Below are 18,012 nucleotides of genomic sequence, written 5' to 3'. Positions count from 1 at the left end.
ACAGTGAACAAGGCTTTTTCTGATTGCGAGTACAGCACCCGCGAAACCGGGTACGCGAACATATGAGGTGAACTATGAGCGGCAACAAAAAGGGACTGGGTAGAGGACTGGACGCGCTTTTCAGCGGATCAGAACCGCAACAGCAGCAGCAGGAAACCGCAACATCCACCCTGCCCCTCACGGCCCTGAAGCCCAACCCCGGTCAGCCACGTAGACATTTTGACGAAGAAGCGCTGAACGAACTGGCGGCCTCCATCAAGACACAGGGGATAATCCAGCCCCTGCTTGTGCGTCCCCTGCCCGGCAGCGACACCTACCAGATCGTCGCGGGCGAGCGGCGCTGGCGGGCCGCGCAGATAGCCGGGCTTGCCCAGGTGCCCGTGTACATCCGGCAGTTGAGCGACAAAGAAGTCATGGCCGCCGCGCTGATTGAAAACCTTCAGCGCGAGGATCTCAACCCCATAGAAGAAGCCGAAGCACTGCATGCCTTGCGCGAAGCCCTCGACCTTACGCAGGAGGAGCTTGCCTCACGCCTGGGCAAAAGCCGCCCGGCCGTGGCCAATGCCCTGCGTCTACTGCAACTGAGCGCCGCCGCCAGGGATGACCTGCAGACGGGGCGTATAAGTGCAGGCCACGCCCGCTGCCTGCTGGGCATTGACGCGCAGGATGCGGCTGAAGCGTTGCGCCTGCGCATCCAGAGCCACAACATGACTGTGCGCGAAGCTGAGGAAGCTGCCGCATTCTGGCGTGGGCACTCCACCCTGCCCTGGCAGGAAGATCTGCACGAAGAAAAGCAGGGGCCCAAACAGGCAAATCAAAGAATTTCGCGCAAAAAAAGCCCAGCGTTCAAGACCTTGCAAAAAAGCCTGAGCACTGCCCTGGGCTGCCCGGCCAAAATCAGCGGTGACGAAAACGCCGGACGCATTGCCCTGAACTACAGCAGCAAGGAAGAGCTCGCCGTACTGCTTGAAAAGTTCGGCCTTGCCCTTGATACCGAACAGGCAAACGAACAGGCAGCGGAATAGACCCGCAGCCAGATCCCGTCCGGATGCAAGGCAAGCAATCCACCGCCGCGCGTTTTGAAGACGATTTTCCTGCGAAAACACAGGAATACACCTCGGCTTTCACGTGGGAATACATATGACCACTATGGGCATGAATGCTGCCGTCACGGGCAGCAAGATAAAAGCATAAATACAAGACGCCGGTTCGCAATGCGAACCGGCGTCTTGCATTAAGAATGGCCATGAGAGCAACAGCGCATTTCATTCGTACGCGGCGTAACCTGTACGAGACAGCCTGCCAAGAGGACGCTGGTCCGCCCCCATCATCAAATCAAAAAAAATTGTATCCAGCACAAAACAATAAAAGTTTTTGGGGGTGGGGGCGTGGGGGAGGAGACCCTTTTACAAAAGGGTCCCTCCCCCACTAAGCATTTCAACGAACCCCCTACGTAAGCGTCACGCGCCAAAATCATCCCTCATTACGCAACACCGCGCCGTACATGCCTTCAAGCCAGCTATGCTCGTGGCTTGTCTGCCACTGCCGCACCAAGCGCAAATTCTTGTGTGATTTCAAGATGCAGGCCACTGCCTGATCGTTTTCGGCAGGGTTAAGCGTGCATGTTATGTAGGCCAGTTCCCTGCCTGGCTGCAAATATTCCGCAAGCGCTTTTAGAATGGATCGTTGCAGGCCTTCAAGTTCAGCAAGATGTTGCGGTTCACGCCTGCGGATGTCTGGTCTGCGGGCCAGAACTCCCAGGCCGGAACAGGGCGCATCCACAAGAATATGGCCATGCCATGCGCGTACAGGCGGCCGGGCAGCATCAGCCAGGCAGCAGACAGGCTGCGGCAGGTTCAAGAGCGCGCACTGCCCTGGCAGGCCGCGAAGCCGCGCGGCGGAACGGTCAGTGCATAAGCCCACAGGCACGCCCCACTCCATCAGAGCCATGCTCTTGCCGCCGTAACCTGCGCAGGCATCCCACACAGGTTCACGCCAGTTGTCCAGGCCAAGCTCCAGCAGAGCTGTTTGCGATCCTGCGGATTGCCAGCTCATTGCCCCAAGGGCCTGCCAGTGACGCAGATCGTGACCAAGCACAGCGCGGGGCATTTGCCCAGGCGCAAAGGCCAGCCCCCATCGCCCGATTTTTACAGGAACAGACTTGCCGACAACAGCATCTGATGCACAAGGCTCGCCCAGACGAGACATAGATATATCTTTAATTTCAGCCTGTTGATGAACAGACTGTGGCCGCACCAAAGCCCTTTGCTCTTGCAAAGAACCGCCAATCGGTTCAAAGGAACCGGGCGGGACAGCACTTGACAGGGAATACCCACACGGGGGTGAAGGTACTTCCCCGGCAGCCAGCGCTGCATACAATTCCTTGGCACAAAGGTGGGCAGGATTAATCCGCAATGCGGAATACGGCCTTTCAAAGGCACGGCGCATCTGCGCCAGCGCGGTCTGTTCCCCGTAAGCGTCGCGCCACAGAGTGCCTACCCACAAGGGTATGGAATAAAAAACACATTGGCCCAAAAAACCGTCAGCATCCGCGCCGTGAGCCAGTCCATTCTTACCCTTGGGCTTTGTCACATAAAAGGCTTGTCCAAGAGGCTCCTCCCCCATGCGCTGCAGGGAGCGCAATGCGCCATTGGCGACGCGGGCCAGACCCTGGCCAAAAAGACGACGCACCTGATCCACAGCCTCATGTAGGACAGCGTGCGCGGGCACTTTGTCCTGAAACAGCAGGCCATACACGGCAAGAGCCAGGACAGTGCGCATAGCTGGCGGCAAGCCCTGCGGCTTGGACAGCACGGACGACAGGATGTAACGCAGCCTGATCTCAGTACGCAGGCAGCCGTACACAAGTTCGGTACAAAGCGCCTTGTCCTGACCAGACAAAGGCGCACCCTCATGACGAGCCGCAGGCGCGTCAAGCACGGCCGCAAGGGCCTGCTGGGCGTTCATGCCCTGATCCACCAGCAGCAAGGCGCGTAGGGCCGCGGTACGGCCGTTGAGGGGCAAACCTCGCAACTGAAGCCCACCCGGCTTTGTCTCCTTGCTCATGCCCTGCCCTCCCCGTCATTGTGTAGATTTACGGCAACCATTGTAGGAAGCACTGATTAAAGAGCTCCTGGAAACGCGCTGTTGTTTCGTTTGGCAAGGCGCGATCTTATTTTGAAGCAGGAGTGGACTCTTCCGTCCTCGACTGTTTCAAAAAAAATGAAGCAACACCGCCAAACTGAATAAATCAGCGTTTCCATAACAGCAGAGGTTGCGGGGTCAGGCTGTCACTGAGGCCAAGAAAGAGGCGAATGACATCCTCAAGGGCTTCCATGGGCACAAGGGTGTCAAGACACGGCCCCTTGGGGCGGCTGTTGAGCACGCCGAAGACAGGCAGGGGGTAGCTGTCCTGTATGCCTGAGGTAAGGTCACGTTCACAGGCCACGGCAATGATGCAGTCGGGCCGGGTCTGCACCACAATACGCCGCGCGATGGTTCCGCCTGTGGCAATGGCAAACCTGATCCCATACTTGTCGCGCAGATCGAGCAGCGCGCCGACCGGACATCCGCCGCAGCGCAGGCACAAGTCGGCATTATGAACCAGCCGATGCGGACAGGCGGAGCGCTGCACGCAATGGGGCAAAAGCAGCAGCAGCTTGTGCGGCTCGACGGTCTTACGGCGCGAAAGCACAAGTTCGTTGTTCACCTTGATGAAGCTGCGCCGCACACTGCCCCTGTCAATGCCCACAAACTTGGCCAGCAACTCCATAAGCGGAAAATACAGCCGTATGGTCACATGACGCACGCTGCCAGCGCCGGGCAGAGCCTTGCCGGTATAGATATGAAACACCAGCATGAGGCTGAGCCACATGAGGGCAGTGATGCACACCAGGGCCACCACAACACTGAGCCGCTCGAGCCAGACCACACCGCTCAGGGCGTCAGACCAGGGCAGGATAAGAAAGATGGCCAGGCCAAGACAAAGAACCACACTCGATGCCAGCATGAGCCCGATGAAGGTGCGCTTTCGCGCGCCCCCATACTGATCGGGAGGAAGAGAAAAAGGAGATTTACGCAGTTTCATGAAGCCTCATGGGGTCAGGCCAAACGTCAGGAAAGAAAAAAAAGCAAAATGCAAAGCAAAAATGGGCGTATACCAGATTTTACGCCTCAGGCGGCTTGTGCGCAACAAAAGAGCCTGTCCCATATCACGCTGCAAAAAAGAAAAAAAACAGGCCCAAAACGGCCGCCCGCAAAGCTGTCTGTACAGGTCTGTGTATGCCGACAACGGATTTTACCACCCGTGCAAACCGGGACACTTACCCCAACAGGGTGCTGTGTCCACACGTGGGTACCCCTACGGCAAAAACAAGAAAGAGGGACCTTTTAAAAAAGTATCCCTCTCCACAAAAATTTCAGGGCAAGCCTGCCCTATGCAGGCTCTTCCAGTTGCCGGGCGTGACCACAGAGCCCCTCAGGAAGATTCTTGAGGCTGCCGTTGAGCAAATCGCGCACGGGCATGTCCTTACGGCCTTCGGGCCGAACCATGCCGAACATATACCAGCGGTCGGCGCAGGCAACGCCAAGGCCCTGGCTGTCATGACGCAGGGTGCCGGCTTGTTCACCCGCCGTGGCCTCGCCCACTGTTCCAGGTGAAACAATCAGCGGCAGAATCTGGGCGGCAAAATCATCAGCCGCATCAAGATGCAGCACAGTACGCGCGCCCGGCTTGGGCGTTACGCCGCGAATCTGCGCATGCACCTGCGCCGCCGTCTGCGCCCAGTCCACAAAACCGTCACGCTTGCCAAGCTTGGCGGCGTGGGTGGCAAGGCTTTCATCCTGCTCCACAGCCACGGCCCTGCCCTCAAGCATGTCATCCAGCACCTTTATGAGAAGGTCAGCCCCCATTTCGGCCAGGGCATCGTGCAAGGTGCCGGAGGTGTGCTCGCCAATGGGCGTATCGCTCATGGCGTACACAGGCCCCGCATCAAGTCTGCTGCCAATGCGCATGATGGAGATGCCCGCGCGGGATTCCGACTGCCAGCCTTCCATAACCGCCCGCTGGATGGGCGCCGCACCGCGCAGACGGGGCAGCACGGAGGCGTGTACGTTGACCGGCGCAAGCCGGGGCATGGCAAGCACGGCGTCGGGCAGGATCAGGCCGTAGGCGGCCACGGCCAGCACATCGGGCTTGAGGGCCGCAAGTTCCGCCTGAGCCTCAGCACCCTTGAGACTGGCTGGCTGGTACACGGGAATGCCCAGCTCAAGCGCCAGTTTTTTTACAGCCGACATGGCAAGCTTGTGGCCGCGCCCTGCCGGACGGTCGGGCTGCGTATACACAGCCACTATACGGGCGCGCGGCCAGGCCGCCAGCTTTTTAAGGCTGGCGGCCGCAAAGTCCGGCGTACCCATAAAGACTATTCGGCAGTCTTTTTCTTGAGCCATTTTTTTACCTTGCTGTCATACAGACTGCGCCGCAGGCGGCTGATCCTGTCAATAAACAGGACGCCGTCCAGATGGTCATACTCGTGCTGCATGACAATGGCGGGGAACTCCTCAAGATCTTCCTCGATAGCATTGCCGTCCAGATCCCGCGCGCTCAGATGCACCTTGCTCATGCGCTTCACGTCTGCCCGGTAGTTCATGGGCACGGAAAGGCAGCCCTCCTGCTCGCTCACCACTTCCTCTCCAGAAAGGGTCAGCACGGGATTGATGAGCACCCTGGGGTTTCTCTCATCCTTCTGCGCGGTGGGGTCCATCACAAGCATGCGGATATTGCGGCCCACCTGTGGAGCGGCAAGGCCCACGCCGGGCGCTTCATACATGGTTTCGAGCATGTCTGCGGCAAACTGGCGGATTTCATCCGTCACCTCGCCCACAGGCTCGCACACCTCTTTGAGGCGCGGGTCAGGATAGGTAACAATATCAAGAATCATATATATTCCTTAAACCCCGGCGGGGGGCCGGGGCCGACGTTCGTTATTCCGCCTTTGCCTCTTGGCCGGGTTTATCGGTCTTGGGCTTGTCGCCCGGCTGTTCGCGCAGGCGCAGGCCCAGTTCACGCAGTTGCTTGGCTGCCACGGGCGCAGGCGCGTCCGTCATGAGGCAGGTGGCTTTTTGCGTTTTGGGGAAGGCGATAACGTCGCGGATGCTGCTTGCACCTGCCAACAACATGATAAGGCGGTCAAGGCCGAAGGCAAGGCCGCCGTGCGGCGGAGCGCCCTGCTCCAGAGCCTGGATGAGGAAGCCGAACTGGCTTTCGGCCTGCTCGGGCGTAAAGCCAAGGGCTTCAAACATGCGGCGCTGCACCTCGCCCGAATGTATGCGGATGGAGCCGCCGCCCACTTCACTGCCGTTGAGCACCATATCATAGGCGCGGGCGCGGGCCTTGGCCGGATCAGAGGTCATGAATTCCATATGACCGGGAGCCGGAGCCGTGAAGGGATGGTGGCAGGCAACATACCGTTTTTCTTCATCATTGTATTCAAACAGCGGAAAGTCCGTGACCCAGAGGAAGTTGAAGCTGTCCTCGGGAATGAGCTTGAGGTGCTGGGCCAGGTGCACGCGCAAATTGCCCAGCGCCGCATTGACCATGCCCGGATCCCCAGCCTGGAAGAACACGATATCGCCCACCTTGAGATCCAGAGCTTCGGCAATGCCCTTGCGCTCCTCGTCGGAAAGGAACTTGGCAATGGGCGACTGCCACTCGTCGGCCTTGATCTTGATCCAGGCCAGACCCTGAGCGCCGTAGATTTTGACAAACTCGGTAAAGGCGTCGATTTCCTTGCGGGTCATGCCTTCGCCGCCGGGAACCTTCATGCCCTTGACCAGGGGCGCGGTGGCAAAAAGCTTGAAGCCGGAACCACGCACGATGTCGGTAATGTTCACAAGTTCAAGGCCAAAGCGGGTATCGGGCTTGTCCACGCCGTAGCGGGCCATGGCTTCGTCCCAGGGCATGCGCGGGAAGGGCAGCGCAATGTCCTTGCCCATGACGTCCTTGAACACGCGGGCCATAAGGCCTTCAGCCATGCCCATGACCGTTTCCTCGTCCGCAAAGCTCATTTCGATGTCCACCTGGGTGAACTCGGGCTGGCGGTCGGCGCGCAGGTCTTCGTCACGGAAGCAGCGCACGATCTGGAAGTAACGATCCATGCCGGCCACCATGAGCAGCTGCTTGAAGAGCTGGGGCGACTGCGGCAGGGCGTAGAATTCCCCGGCATTCAGACGGCTGGGCACCAGAAAGTCACGCGCGCCTTCGGGCGTGGACTTGGTGAGGATGGGGGTTTCCACCTCAACAAAGCTGTTGTCGTCCAGATAGCGGCGCACGCACTGGGCCACCTTGTGGCGCAGGCGAAGATTGGCCTGCATGCGCGGACGGCGCAGGTCAAGATAGCGCCAGGTCAGGCGCAGGTTTTCACCGGCGTCGCAGCGGTCTTCAATGGCGAAGGGCGGGGTTTTGGAAGTGTTGAGCAGCTTCCATTCCGTGGCCACCACTTCGATCTGGCCCGTGACCATATTGGGATTGATCATGCCCTCGGGGCGCGGGCGCACCCTGCCCTTGATGGCGAGCACGTATTCCGAGCGCAGGATGTGCGCGTTTTCGTGCGCCTTGGGGGCCGCGTCAGGGCTGAACACCACCTGGGTAAGGCCCATGCGGTCACGCAGATCCACAAAGATAAGGCCGCCGTGGTCGCGCCGGTACTGTACCCAGCCCATGATGCAGACATCCTGCCCGTCATTGGCAAGGGTCAGTTCACCGCAATTGTGGGTGCGATGCCACTGGCCAAGGTCGGCGATGTACTTCTGATGCTCCTGCTGCACGTCCTGGCCCTGCGCGGGCGTCTGTTCCGCCATCTGGCTTTCTTGAGTCATGTTAGTTGGTTCCCGTTTGCAAAAAGTGTAGTGCTTCAGACTGCGGAACGGCTGTCTGCTCTCCGCTTTCCAGATTTTTTATGACCACTGTGTTCTGGGCCGCTTCATCAGGCCCCATGATAAGGCAGTAGCGCGCGCCGGACTTGCCAGCCTGACGCATGAGGCTTTTAAAGCCGCCTTCGCTGAAATTCATTTCGCCCCTGAGGCCAGCCCCACGCAGATTCTGGGCCAAGGCGTAGCCCTGCGTTCTGCTTTGAGCGTCCATGGCCACAAGATAGAAGTCCGCCGGATTTGCGCCTGCTTCGCCCATCATGAGGGCCAGGCGCTCCATGCCCGCGGCAAAGCCCACGCCCGGGGTGTCGGGGCCGCCAAGGCTCTTCACAAGGCCGTCATAACGGCCACCGCCCGCAACGGCAGCCTGCGCGCCGATGCTGCCGCTTACCACCTCAAAGGTGGTACGGCAATAGTAGTCCAGCCCGCGCACCAGCCTGTGATCAAGCTCATAGGCCAGCTTTTCCGCGCCGAGCAGATCCAGCACCGTGTCAAAATGGGCGCGGCACTCCGGGCAGTTGTAGTCCAGCAGCTTGGGGGCCGCATCCGTGATGGCGCGGCAGCCGGGCTGCTTGCAGTCCAGCACGCGCAGGGGATTGGTGTTGACCCTGCGGGCGCAGTCCGGGCAAAGAGCGGCGCTGTCCACGGTTTGCAAATAGGCCAGCAGGGCCTCCTTGAACTTGGGGCGGCACTCGGCGCAGCCAAGGGAATTGACCTTGAGTGTCAGATCCTTGAGGCCCAGGGCGTCCAGAAAGCGCAGCAGCATGCTGATAAGGTCGGCGTCGGCATAGGGGCTGTGCGAACCAAGGCATTCGCAGTTGATCTGGTGGAACTGCCGCATGCGCCCCTTCTGCGGGCGCTCATAGCGGAACATGGGCCCGGTGGTGAAAAGGCGGCTTACCGGTTCCCTGTTGGCGAGGCCGCTTTCAATATAGGCGCGCATGACGCCCGCCGTGGCCTCTGGCCGCAGGGTCAGCGACCTGCCCTTGCGGTCGGGAAAGGTATACATTTCTTTTTGCACCACATCGGTTTCTTCACCAATGGAGCGCTGAAAAAGCTCGGTAAATTCCACAATGGGCGTGCGCAGTTCCACAAAACCGTACCGGCTGAAAACATCCCGAGCGGTATTTTCCATACGGGTGAAGATGTCACTGTCCGGCGGAAACATGTCCGCGAAACCCTTGATGCGTGCAATGCTCATGTCTTCCTCAAATGTGCCCTGTATCGGGCGCTTTTTCGGCCTCCTGGCCGGGGGCCAGAAATTAGCGTGAACCGCAGGAGCCTTCAAGCTTAAACTTGCCGCCGCAGTCCTCACAGGGCACGGGATAGTTCCCCGTGAAACAGGCCATGCAGTAATTTTGCGGCTGCGCCACGGAACCAAGCAGGCCCTCAATACTGAGATAGTGCAGCGAATCCACGTCCAGCTTGCGCGTTATTTCCGCCAGATTGTGCTGGGCCGCGATAAGTTCGCCGCGCGAAGAAAAATCAATGCCGTAATAACAGGGCGAGATGACCGGCGGGGACGAAATGCGTATGTGCACTTCTCTGGCCCCAAGCTCGCGCAGCTTTTTGACGCGGGTCATCATGGTGGTGCCGCGCACGATGCTGTCGTCAATGATGCAGATGCGCTTGCCGTCAATCATCTCGCGCACGGGATTGATCTTCACCCGCACGCCAAAGCTGCGCATGCTCTGCGACGGCTGGATAAAGGTACGCCCCACATAGTGGTTGCGTATCATGGCATGCTCATAGGGCAGGCCCGAACACTGGGCAAAGCCCAGGGCGGGATAGATGCCGGAATCGGGAAAGGGCATGACGAAATCCACGTCCGGCGTGGATTCATTGGCCAGGTTGCAGCCCATTTTTTTACGGCAGAGGTAGACCTGCTCGTCAAAAACATAGGAGTCGGGCCTGGCAAAATACACCAGCTCGAAAATGCACTGGGCGGGCTTTTTGGGCATGGGCTGAATAAGGCTCTCACTGCGCATGCTGTTGCCCTCAACCACCACCACTTCACCCGGCGCCACCGAGCGGACGAACTCCGCCTCCAGCAGGTCAAAGGCGCAGGTTTCGGACGCAAAGACGTGGCTTCCGTCCATGCGGCCCAGGGCCAGGGGATGAAAGCCGTGGGGGTCGCGCACGGCCACGAGGATGCCGTCCATCATGACCAGCAGGCAGTACGCGCCGCGCACCCTGTAACAGGCCTCCTTGACGGCTCCCGGCAAATCGTTGTGGCGCAGGGCGCGCACCAGCAGATGCATGAACACTTCCGTGTCGTTGCTGGTGGAAAAAATGGCCCCTTCGTTTTCAAGGTCTTCGCGCAACTGTCCGGCATTGACGAGGTTGCCGTTATGGGCCAGCGCAATGGCCCTGCCCTTGTAGGTGGTCAGAAAGGGCTGGGCATTACCGGCAGAAGAACTGCCCGTGGTGGAATAGCGCACATGCCCCACAGCGTTGCGGCCCGTGAGCATTTTCAGGCTGGCTTCGGTAAAAACGTCGGGCACAAGGCCCATGCCCTTGTGCTCGTGCACGCCGTCCTTATCAAAAGTGACTATACCCGCACTTTCCTGCCCCCGGTGCTGCTGGGCGTAAAGTCCGAAGTAGGCCAGACGGGCAGCCTCGTCGTGGTCATAAATGCCGAAAACACCGCATTCGTGCTTAATCATAAGCCTTACTTCTTCAGTTTTTTGCGCAGATGCGCAATGCGATTGTCGATGACCGACGGATTGGGGTATGCGTCGCGCGCCAGTTCAAATTGTTTCAATGCTTCGCCATTCTTGCCCAGTTGCTCAAGGGCGTCCGCCAGCAGATACCCGGCAAGCCCGCGCACGTTCTGGTCAGGATCGCTGTCCAGAATCTGTTGCGACAGGCCGGACACTTCCTGCCAGCGTTCCCGTGCCATGTTCTGATCAGCCAGATCATACATGCACATGATCTTGTCGTGGTCCGGCAGGGGCAGGGCCAGACATTGCTGCAGGGTGTCCTCGCCAGCGTCAAACCGCCGCAGACTGAACTGCATGGCCGCCAGACGCCTGTGCCCTTCAAGCACCTGCTGCGGACTCAGCCCGCCAAGACCTATATAGGCGCTCCACATGTCCACGGCGCGCCCATAGCGGTGCAGACCCTCATACACTTCAGCCATGCGCTTCAGGATGACGGCGCTGCGGGCGTCGTCGTCCAGATACTCTTCCTGCATGGTTTCAAGATATTCAAGGCTCGCGCGCGGCTCCTGCCCTGCGGCGTTGACCACCACAAGCAGCTGCTGCCATGCCTCCCACCTGCTGTCGGCGTCCTGACTGTCCTGCGATTCACGCAGATACCGCTCAAGCAGCCTTTCGGCAAGTGACCACTGCCGTTGCGAAACAGCTTCCCGCGCCTGGGAAAGGTCGTCGCCTTTCAGGGCCGGGCCGTCACAGCCCACAAGAGAAAAACACAGGCACCAGAGCAGGCACAGTGCCAAACCCCGCAAGCGGAGCCGCCATGCACCCTCCTGCCCTGCAAATGCCGCAAGCCGCCCCCAAGCGCCCTGCGGCGACCGGGGGGGCGCAACGGCCCCCCCGAACCCCTTTTTATCAACAGTGAAAAACATGCCGCAAGGCCTTATCAGGCGTCATCTTCCGGCTCGTCCCGCTGGCTCGCCGCTTCGTCCCCGGCTGTGTCGGCGGCGTCCCCTGCCGGGGCCTGCGCGCCTTCCACCGCCAAAACGGGCGTTGCATCGTCCAGTTCCTCATCAAGGTCGCGTCCGGTCTGTCCGCCTTCGTCCACACGGTCAAAGCCCACCACATGGCCGCCTTCGTCCAGACGCACCAGCATGACGCCCATGGTGGCGCGGCCCTTGGTGCGGACTTCGTCCACGCTGATGCGCACGATCTTGTTGGCCGAGGTCAGCAGGATCAGGCCGTCATTGTCGCGCACGGGCATGGCCCCAACCACAGGCCCGGTCTTGCCCGTAACCTTGAAGTTGATGATGCCCTTGCCGCCGCGCGACTGCAGGCGGTAAAGCTCCACGCTGGTGCGCTTGCCGTAGCCGTTGGCGGAAATGGACATGATCTCTGTGGTCTGATCCGTTTCCTTCACGATAACGCCGGCAACCACAAAATCCTGCCTGCGCAGGGCTATGCCCTTGACGCCGGTGGCCACGCGGCCCATGGGCCGCACGTCCCTGCACGAGAAGCGGATGGCGATGCCGTCGGCCGTGGCCAGCACAATATGGCTGTCTTCACGGATGGGACGCACCACCACCAGTTCGTCGTCCTCGCGCAGGCCCACGGCCATGAGGCCGGTCTTGCGGCACCGGGCGTACAGTGAGGCCGAGGAGCGCTTGACCATGCCGCGCTTGGTCACAAAGAAGAAGTACTTGTCTTCCGCGAATTCGCGCAGGGCCAGTACCGTGGTGACCCACTCGTTTTCCTCAAGCGGCAGCAGGTTGTTGATATGCACGCCCTTGGCCGTACGACTGCCTTCGGGCACCTGGTGCACCTTGAGCTGGTGCATGCGGCCCTTGTTGGTAAAGAGGCAGAGATACTGGTGGTTGGTGGTGCTCAAAAATTCCTGCACATAGTCGTCATCAGAGGTGTGCAGGGCGGCAATACCCTTGCCGCCGCGCTTCTGCTGCTGATAGTTTTCAAGCCCGGTGCGCTTCATGTAGCCGCGACGCGACAGGGTGATGACCACTTCCTCATCAGGAATGAGGTCTTCGATATCAATGTCCGTCAGGGCCTCACGCAGCACTTCGGTGCGGCGCGGGGTCACGAAGGTTTCGCGAATTTCGCGGACTTCGCGCCTGAGCTCGTTGCGCAGCACTTCGGAATTTTCAAGAATGGAGCGGTAGAACTCAATCTTCTGCAAAAGATCCTTGTATTCGGCCATCAGTTCATCGCGCTGCAGGCCCGTGAGGCGTTGCAGGCGCATTTCAAGAATGGCCTTGGCCTGAACCTCGGAAAACTCGAAGCGCTTCATGAGGGCGGCGCGGGCTTCCTCAGGATTGGCGGACGCGCGGATAAGGGCCACCACCTCGTCGATATTGTCGATGGCGACGCGCAGACCTTCAAGAATATGGGCGCGGGCCTCGGCTTTTTCAAGATCATAGCGGGTGCGGCGGATGACCACCTCGCGCCGATGATCAATAAAGCAGGTAAGCGCTGTCTTGAGATTAAGCAGTTGCGGGCGATTGTCCACCACCGCCAGCATATTGATGCCAAAGCTGGTTTCCAGCGGCGTGAACTTGTACAGGCCGTTGATGACAATGTCCGGAATGGTGCCGCGCTTGAGGTCGATGACCACGCGGATGCCCTTGCGGTCGGATTCGTCGCGCAGGTCGGTGATGCCGTCTATCTTGCGGTCATTGACCAGGGCCGCGATCTTTTCCACCAGGGTGGACTTGTTGAGCCCGTAAGGAATCTCTCTGATAACAATGGATTGAAAACCCTTCTTGCGGTCTTCAATTTCCATGCGGCCACGCACCTTAACGGTGCCGCGCCCGGTGTGATAGGCGTCGTACAGGCCCTTGCCCGCGTAGACAAAACCGCTGGTGGGAAAGTCCGGCCCTTTCACATGCTCCATCAAATCGTCAATGCTGCACTGGGGATCATCAAGCAGCAACTGCAGGGCGTCGCACAGCTCCCCAAGGTTATGGGGCGGAATGTTGGTGGCCATGCCAACGGCAATACCCGAACTGCCGTTGAGCAGCAGGTTGGGAACCTTGCTCGGCATAACCGTAGGTTCCTGCAGGGTATTATCGTAGTTGGGGCGAAAATCCACCGTGTTCTTGTCAAGGTCGGACAGAAATTCCTGGGCCAGCTTTGACATGCGCACTTCAGTATAACGCATGGCCGCCGGGGCGTCGCCGTCAATGGAACCGAAGTTGCCCTGCCCGTCCACCAGCGGATCGCGCATGGAAAATTCCTGCGCCATACGCACCAGAGCATCATACACGGCCGAGTCGCCGTGGGGGTGATACTTACCGATAACGTCACCGACGACGCGGGCGGACTTTTTGTGCGGACGGTTATAGTTGTTGGCAAGCTCGTACTGGGCGAACATGATGCGCCTGTGTACGGGCTTGAGACCGTCGCGCGCGTCCGGGATGGCACGCCCGATGATGACCGAAAGGGAATACTCCAGATACGATTTGCGGAGTTCTTTTTCTATGCTTATCTGCGGCTGCTGCATTTCTGCCACTGCGGGCCTCGCTGCGTTTTTTGAGGGGCAAGGGAGCCGCCGTTACCGGCGGCCGGGGGCTACCCCCCCTGAAACCCCTTTTCAAGTGGTATAGCGCGAAAAAAAGCCGACTGCCGGTCAATATTCTCGCGCCATAACAAAAATAAAAATCTACCGGAAGAAACCATGGGGAGGCCCAGGCCTGACCATGGCCTCCCTGAAACACATTCTTCCAACAGTATCAGTTCATTAAATATCTAGGTCCTGAACAGCCAGGGCATTACGCTCGATAAACTCGCGGCGTGGCTCTACCCTGTCGCCCATAAGTTCCACAAAGGCGTCCGAGGCCTCGTTGGCATCTTCCACAGAAACCTGCAGAAGAATGCGGTTTTCAGGATTCATGGTGGTAACCCAGAGCTGTTCGGGGTTCATTTCACCAAGACCCTTGTACCGCTGAATGTTGAGGCCCCTGCGGGCTTCGTCCAGCACCATGCGCACAAGCTCGGCAAGGCTTTCTGCGGGCACGTCGCCGTCTTTACGGCGCAGGCTGAAGTCAAGACCGCCGCACTCCTCGCGCAGATCGGCAAAAAGCTGCCAGGTTATGCGGTACAGGCGTGAAGAAAAGAATTCCATGCCGCGCCGGGTCTGGTGACCACCGGTATTCTCAAATATGGCGAACAGGCGCTCTTCTTCATCCTCGTTCTTTTCGTGCTCAAGGGTCAGCATATAGCCACGCTCGTTCAGCCAGTCCGTGAAGCCGGTATCCTGCCGTTCCAGCATGGCCGGGTCAATCTGCGCAGGATAGGTGGTCATGGCCAGAAAGAGATCGCGCGGGGTGCCGCTCATTTCAGCGTCGCTCAAGCGCGCCTCGATGTTCTCAAGGCGCTCCACAAAGGTCGTGAGGTCGCTGCCCGTATATTCACGGCCATTGCTCGCCACGATGGTGACGTCTTCGCTCACGCGGGAAAGCAGAAAGGCGTTGAGCTCGGCATCGTCCTTGATGAATTTTTCCATGCGCGAGTTGTGCGCGCGGTACAGCGGAGGCTGGGCGATGTAGACAAAGCCGCGCTCCACCATTTCCTGATACTGACGGAAAAAGAAGGTCAGCAGCAGGGTGCGGATGTGCGCTCCGTCCACGTCGGCGTCTGTCATGATGATAATCTTGTGGTAGCGCAGCTTGTCGAGGTCGGTGTCTTCCTCGCCGATGCCAGCGCCCATGGCCGTGATAAGGGCTTTGACTTCCTTGTTGGCCAGCATTTTGTCAAAGCGGGTGCGCTCGGTGTTCAGAATCTTGCCGCGCAATGGCAGGATGGCCTGATTCTTGGGATTTCTCCCCTGCTTGGCCGAACCGCCTGCCGAATCACCTTCCACGATAAAGAGTTCGGATTCCGCCGGGTCCTTGCTCTGGCAGTCAGCCAGCTTGCCGGGCAGGGCGTTGTCCGAAAGCGCACCCTTGCGACGCACAAGCTCCTTGGCGCGGCGGGCGGCGTCGCGGGCGCGGGCGGCGTCCACGGCCTTGTCGATGATAAGGCGGATATCCTTGGGATTTTCCTCAAAAAACACATTGAGGCGGTCATAGATGACGCCAGCCACAAGCCCGGCTATTTCGCTGTTGCCGAGCTTTGTCTTGGTCTGTCCTTCAAACTGCGGCTGAGGCAGCTTGACACTGATGACGGCCGTAAGACCTTCACGCACGTCGTCGCCGGACAGGGTGGTGTTTTTCATCTTTTTGACAAGATCCGCCTGTCCCTTGATGTAGCCGTTGATGGCGCGGGTAAGGGCCGTGCGGAAGCCCACAAGGTGGGTGCCGCCTTCCTTGGTGCGGATATTGTTGGCAAAGGTAAGGATGTTTTCCTTGTAGCCAGCGTTGTACTGCAGGGCGAAATCCACGGTGACGTTGTCCACAAGGCCTTCACCGAAAATAATGGGATGAATGCCCTGCTCGCCGGAGTTGAGGTCGGCCACAAACTGCCGGATGCCGCCCTCGGCGTGAAAAACGTGCGTTTCGCCAATGCGCTCGTCAATGCACTCGATGGTCAGGCCCTGGTTGAGATAGGCCAGCTCTTCAAAGCGCTTTTTGAGCGTGTCATAGGAATATTCGAAAACCTCAAAAATTTCCTCATCTGGCTTGAAGCGCACGGTGGTGCCGTGGCCGTCCACGCCCTCGCTGATGACCGTCAGTTCGTCCAGGGGAATGCCGCGCGAGTAATGCTGGCGATAGCGTTTGCCGTCACGGCGCACGGTCACGGTGAGTTCTTCGGAAAGCGCGTTGACGCAGGACACGCCCACGCCGTGCAGACCGCCGGACACCTTGTAGCTGGAGTTGTCAAACTTGCCGCCGGCATGCAGCTTTGTCATGACCACCTGAACAGCGGACACGCCTTCCTTGGGATGGATGTCCACAGGAATGCCGCGGCCGTCGTCGCGCACGGTCACGCTGTTGTCAGCGTGCAGAATGACGGTAACGCGCGTGCAGTAGCCGGCCATGGCTTCGTCAATGGCGTTGTCGACCACTTCGTAAACCAGATGATGCAGGCCGCGCGCGTCCGTGGAACCAATATACATGGCCGGGCGCTTGCGCACGGCAGAGAGCCCTTCCAGAATGGTAATGGAAGAGGCGTTGTAGCCGCCGTTACCGGGGGTTTGGGGAGCCATTAAACGTCTTCCTCGCTATAGTAGGTCGTTTCGGAAACCTTCATGGGCATGATGATGACCGTGTACTCGGGGTCGTCAGCGCCACGCACGCCGCAGGGGCCTTCAGCCCCGGTGAGCATCATGTCTATCTTGGCAGAAACAAAGTGTCCGAGCACATCCATGAGGCTGCGCGTGGGAAAGGCGATACGCTTGATATCGCCGCCATAGGTAACTTCAAGGCTTTCACTGGCCGAACCCACGTCCTGCCCCTGGGCGGAAAGCAGGGCTTCGCTGGCGGAAAGATCCATATAGGTGCAGCGGTCGCTTTCGGTATTGAAGATGAGTATGCGCCCCAGAGCTTCCATGGCTTCCTTGCGCTCAAGGGTCATGGGATGCATGTCGCCGCTGGCCAGCTTGCTCATGAAGATGTTGTAGTCGGGGTACTGGTGCGCCGCACGCGGCAGACTCAGGGTCTCGGCCTTGCCGAGGCTGCGCAGGTACAGGCGTTTTTCGGTGATGTTCAGTTCAATCTCGTCAACGCCCAGCCATTTCTTGATATCCTGAAGGTACTTCTTCTGGATGAGTATGCCCTCTTCGGGCAGGCGCTCGGCAAGCTCGTCATGGGTAAAGGACACAAGGGCGAACTGGTGGCCGTTAAGGCCGCACACGTCGATGCGTCCATTGCCCTTGGGCTTCATGCACAGGCAGGCTATGGCGTCCATGGCGTCGTCCTCGCTGATGCAGAACGTCACCTTGTCCAGCACGTCCTGAAGAAAGTCGCCTGACCAGGTCACGGTGTTTTCTTCAGGAAAGGTGGAAAAATTCTGAAACCATTCAGCGCCGCTTACCGGCAGCTTGTAGGAGCGGCGGCCCTGTTCAATGAGCAGATTGCCCGACGCCTCGTCAAGGGAAAGATGCAGCACGCCCGAAGGCAGCTGACGCACCAGATCCACAAAGGCTCTGCCCTGCACGCCAATGAGGCCAGGCTCGGCCACTTCTGCCTGATAGCAGCCCGTGAACTCGATGTTGGCGTCCGTGGACATGACCGAAAGCCCGCCGTTATCCGCCTTGAGCCAGATGGAGCGCAGATACTGCGCCCCTGCCTTGGCGGGAATAATGGCAACGGCCTTCAGCAGACCTTCGATGATCTGTTCTTTATTCACAGTTAGTTTCATAAATTCTTTCCTTAACTATTATTAGCGCTGTTTCTATGTGCGTAATTTATAAAACGCTTTGTAATAACTGAACTTTTCAGGGAACACTCCAGGTCGCGCTCAGGGAACGCCGGGAACA

General features: G+C 59.1%; 12 protein-coding genes. 1 reads left to right on the top strand and 11 read right to left on the bottom strand.

From position 1 onward, the window contains the following. Nucleotides 1-74 precede the first annotated feature (74 nt). Nucleotides 75-1,025: a ParB/RepB/Spo0J family partition protein gene (locus RBR41_RS05380; RefSeq protein ID WP_320351561.1), complete on the top strand. Its 951-nt coding sequence runs from the start codon at nt 75-77 to the stop codon at nt 1,023-1,025. Between the two features lie 448 nt (nt 1,026-1,473). On the opposite strand, the gene RBR41_RS05375 is transcribed toward RBR41_RS05380, so the two are convergent. From RBR41_RS05375 to dnaN, 11 genes are all read right to left on the bottom strand, one after another. After that, nucleotides 1,474-3,066: a transcription antitermination factor NusB gene (locus RBR41_RS05375; RefSeq protein ID WP_320351560.1), complete on the bottom strand. Its 1,593-nt coding sequence runs from the start codon at nt 3,064-3,066 to the stop codon at nt 1,474-1,476. 184 nt (nt 3,067-3,250) lie between these two features. Continuing rightward, nucleotides 3,251-4,087, bottom strand: a complete 837-nt coding sequence (locus RBR41_RS05370) for a DUF116 domain-containing protein (protein ID WP_320351559.1) — start codon at nt 4,085-4,087, stop codon at nt 3,251-3,253. A 347-nt stretch (nt 4,088-4,434) separates the two neighbouring features. Continuing rightward, nucleotides 4,435-5,448 carry a methionyl-tRNA formyltransferase gene (gene fmt / locus RBR41_RS05365; protein WP_320351558.1) on the bottom strand — a complete coding sequence of 338 codons (1,014 nt, stop codon included), beginning with the start codon at nt 5,446-5,448 and terminating at the stop codon, nt 4,435-4,437. After that, a complete protein-coding gene (gene def / locus RBR41_RS05360) occupies nt 5,421-5,939 on the bottom strand; it encodes a peptide deformylase (protein ID WP_320351557.1) in 519 nt (172 codons plus the stop codon). The genes fmt and def overlap by 28 nt, the downstream gene beginning before the upstream one ends. Before the next feature lie 43 nt (nt 5,940-5,982). Next, on the bottom strand, nt 5,983-7,857 hold the full coding sequence (gene aspS / locus RBR41_RS05355) for an aspartate--tRNA ligase (protein ID WP_320351716.1): 1,875 nt from the start codon (nt 7,855-7,857) through the stop codon (nt 5,983-5,985). A gap of 19 nt (nt 7,858-7,876) precedes the next feature. Further along, nucleotides 7,877-9,127, bottom strand: coding sequence for a histidine--tRNA ligase (hisS, locus tag RBR41_RS05350; RefSeq protein WP_320351556.1), 1,251 nt, complete (start codon nt 9,125-9,127; stop codon nt 7,877-7,879). Between the two features lie 61 nt (nt 9,128-9,188). Then, nucleotides 9,189-10,592 carry an amidophosphoribosyltransferase gene (gene purF / locus RBR41_RS05345; protein ID WP_320351555.1) on the bottom strand — a complete coding sequence of 468 codons (1,404 nt, stop codon included), beginning with the start codon at nt 10,590-10,592 and terminating at the stop codon, nt 9,189-9,191. Between the two features lie 5 nt (nt 10,593-10,597). Next, nucleotides 10,598-11,395: a hypothetical protein gene (locus RBR41_RS05340; RefSeq protein WP_320351554.1), complete on the bottom strand. Its 798-nt coding sequence runs from the start codon at nt 11,393-11,395 to the stop codon at nt 10,598-10,600. A gap of 134 nt (nt 11,396-11,529) precedes the next feature. Further along, nucleotides 11,530-14,097 (bottom strand): DNA gyrase subunit A, encoded by a 2,568-nt coding sequence (gene gyrA / locus RBR41_RS05335; RefSeq protein WP_320351715.1) that lies wholly within the window; start codon nt 14,095-14,097, stop codon nt 11,530-11,532. Nucleotides 14,098-14,334: 237 nt separating this feature from the next. After that, complete coding sequence (gyrB, locus tag RBR41_RS05330; protein ID WP_320351553.1) at nt 14,335-16,740, bottom strand: DNA topoisomerase (ATP-hydrolyzing) subunit B; 2,406 nt, start codon at nt 16,738-16,740, stop codon at nt 14,335-14,337. Further along, nucleotides 16,740-17,894, bottom strand: coding sequence for a DNA polymerase III subunit beta (dnaN, locus tag RBR41_RS05325; RefSeq protein ID WP_320351552.1), 1,155 nt, complete (start codon nt 17,892-17,894; stop codon nt 16,740-16,742). The genes gyrB and dnaN overlap by 1 nt, the downstream gene beginning before the upstream one ends. Nucleotides 17,895-18,012 lie beyond the last annotated feature (118 nt).

It is taken from the genome of Desulfovibrio sp., from assembly GCF_034006445.1.
Taxonomy (GTDB): domain Bacteria; phylum Desulfobacterota; class Desulfovibrionia; order Desulfovibrionales; family Desulfovibrionaceae; genus Desulfovibrio.
Note: the sequence above shows the minus strand (reverse complement) of the source record. Positions and strands in the feature narration are given on the sequence as shown.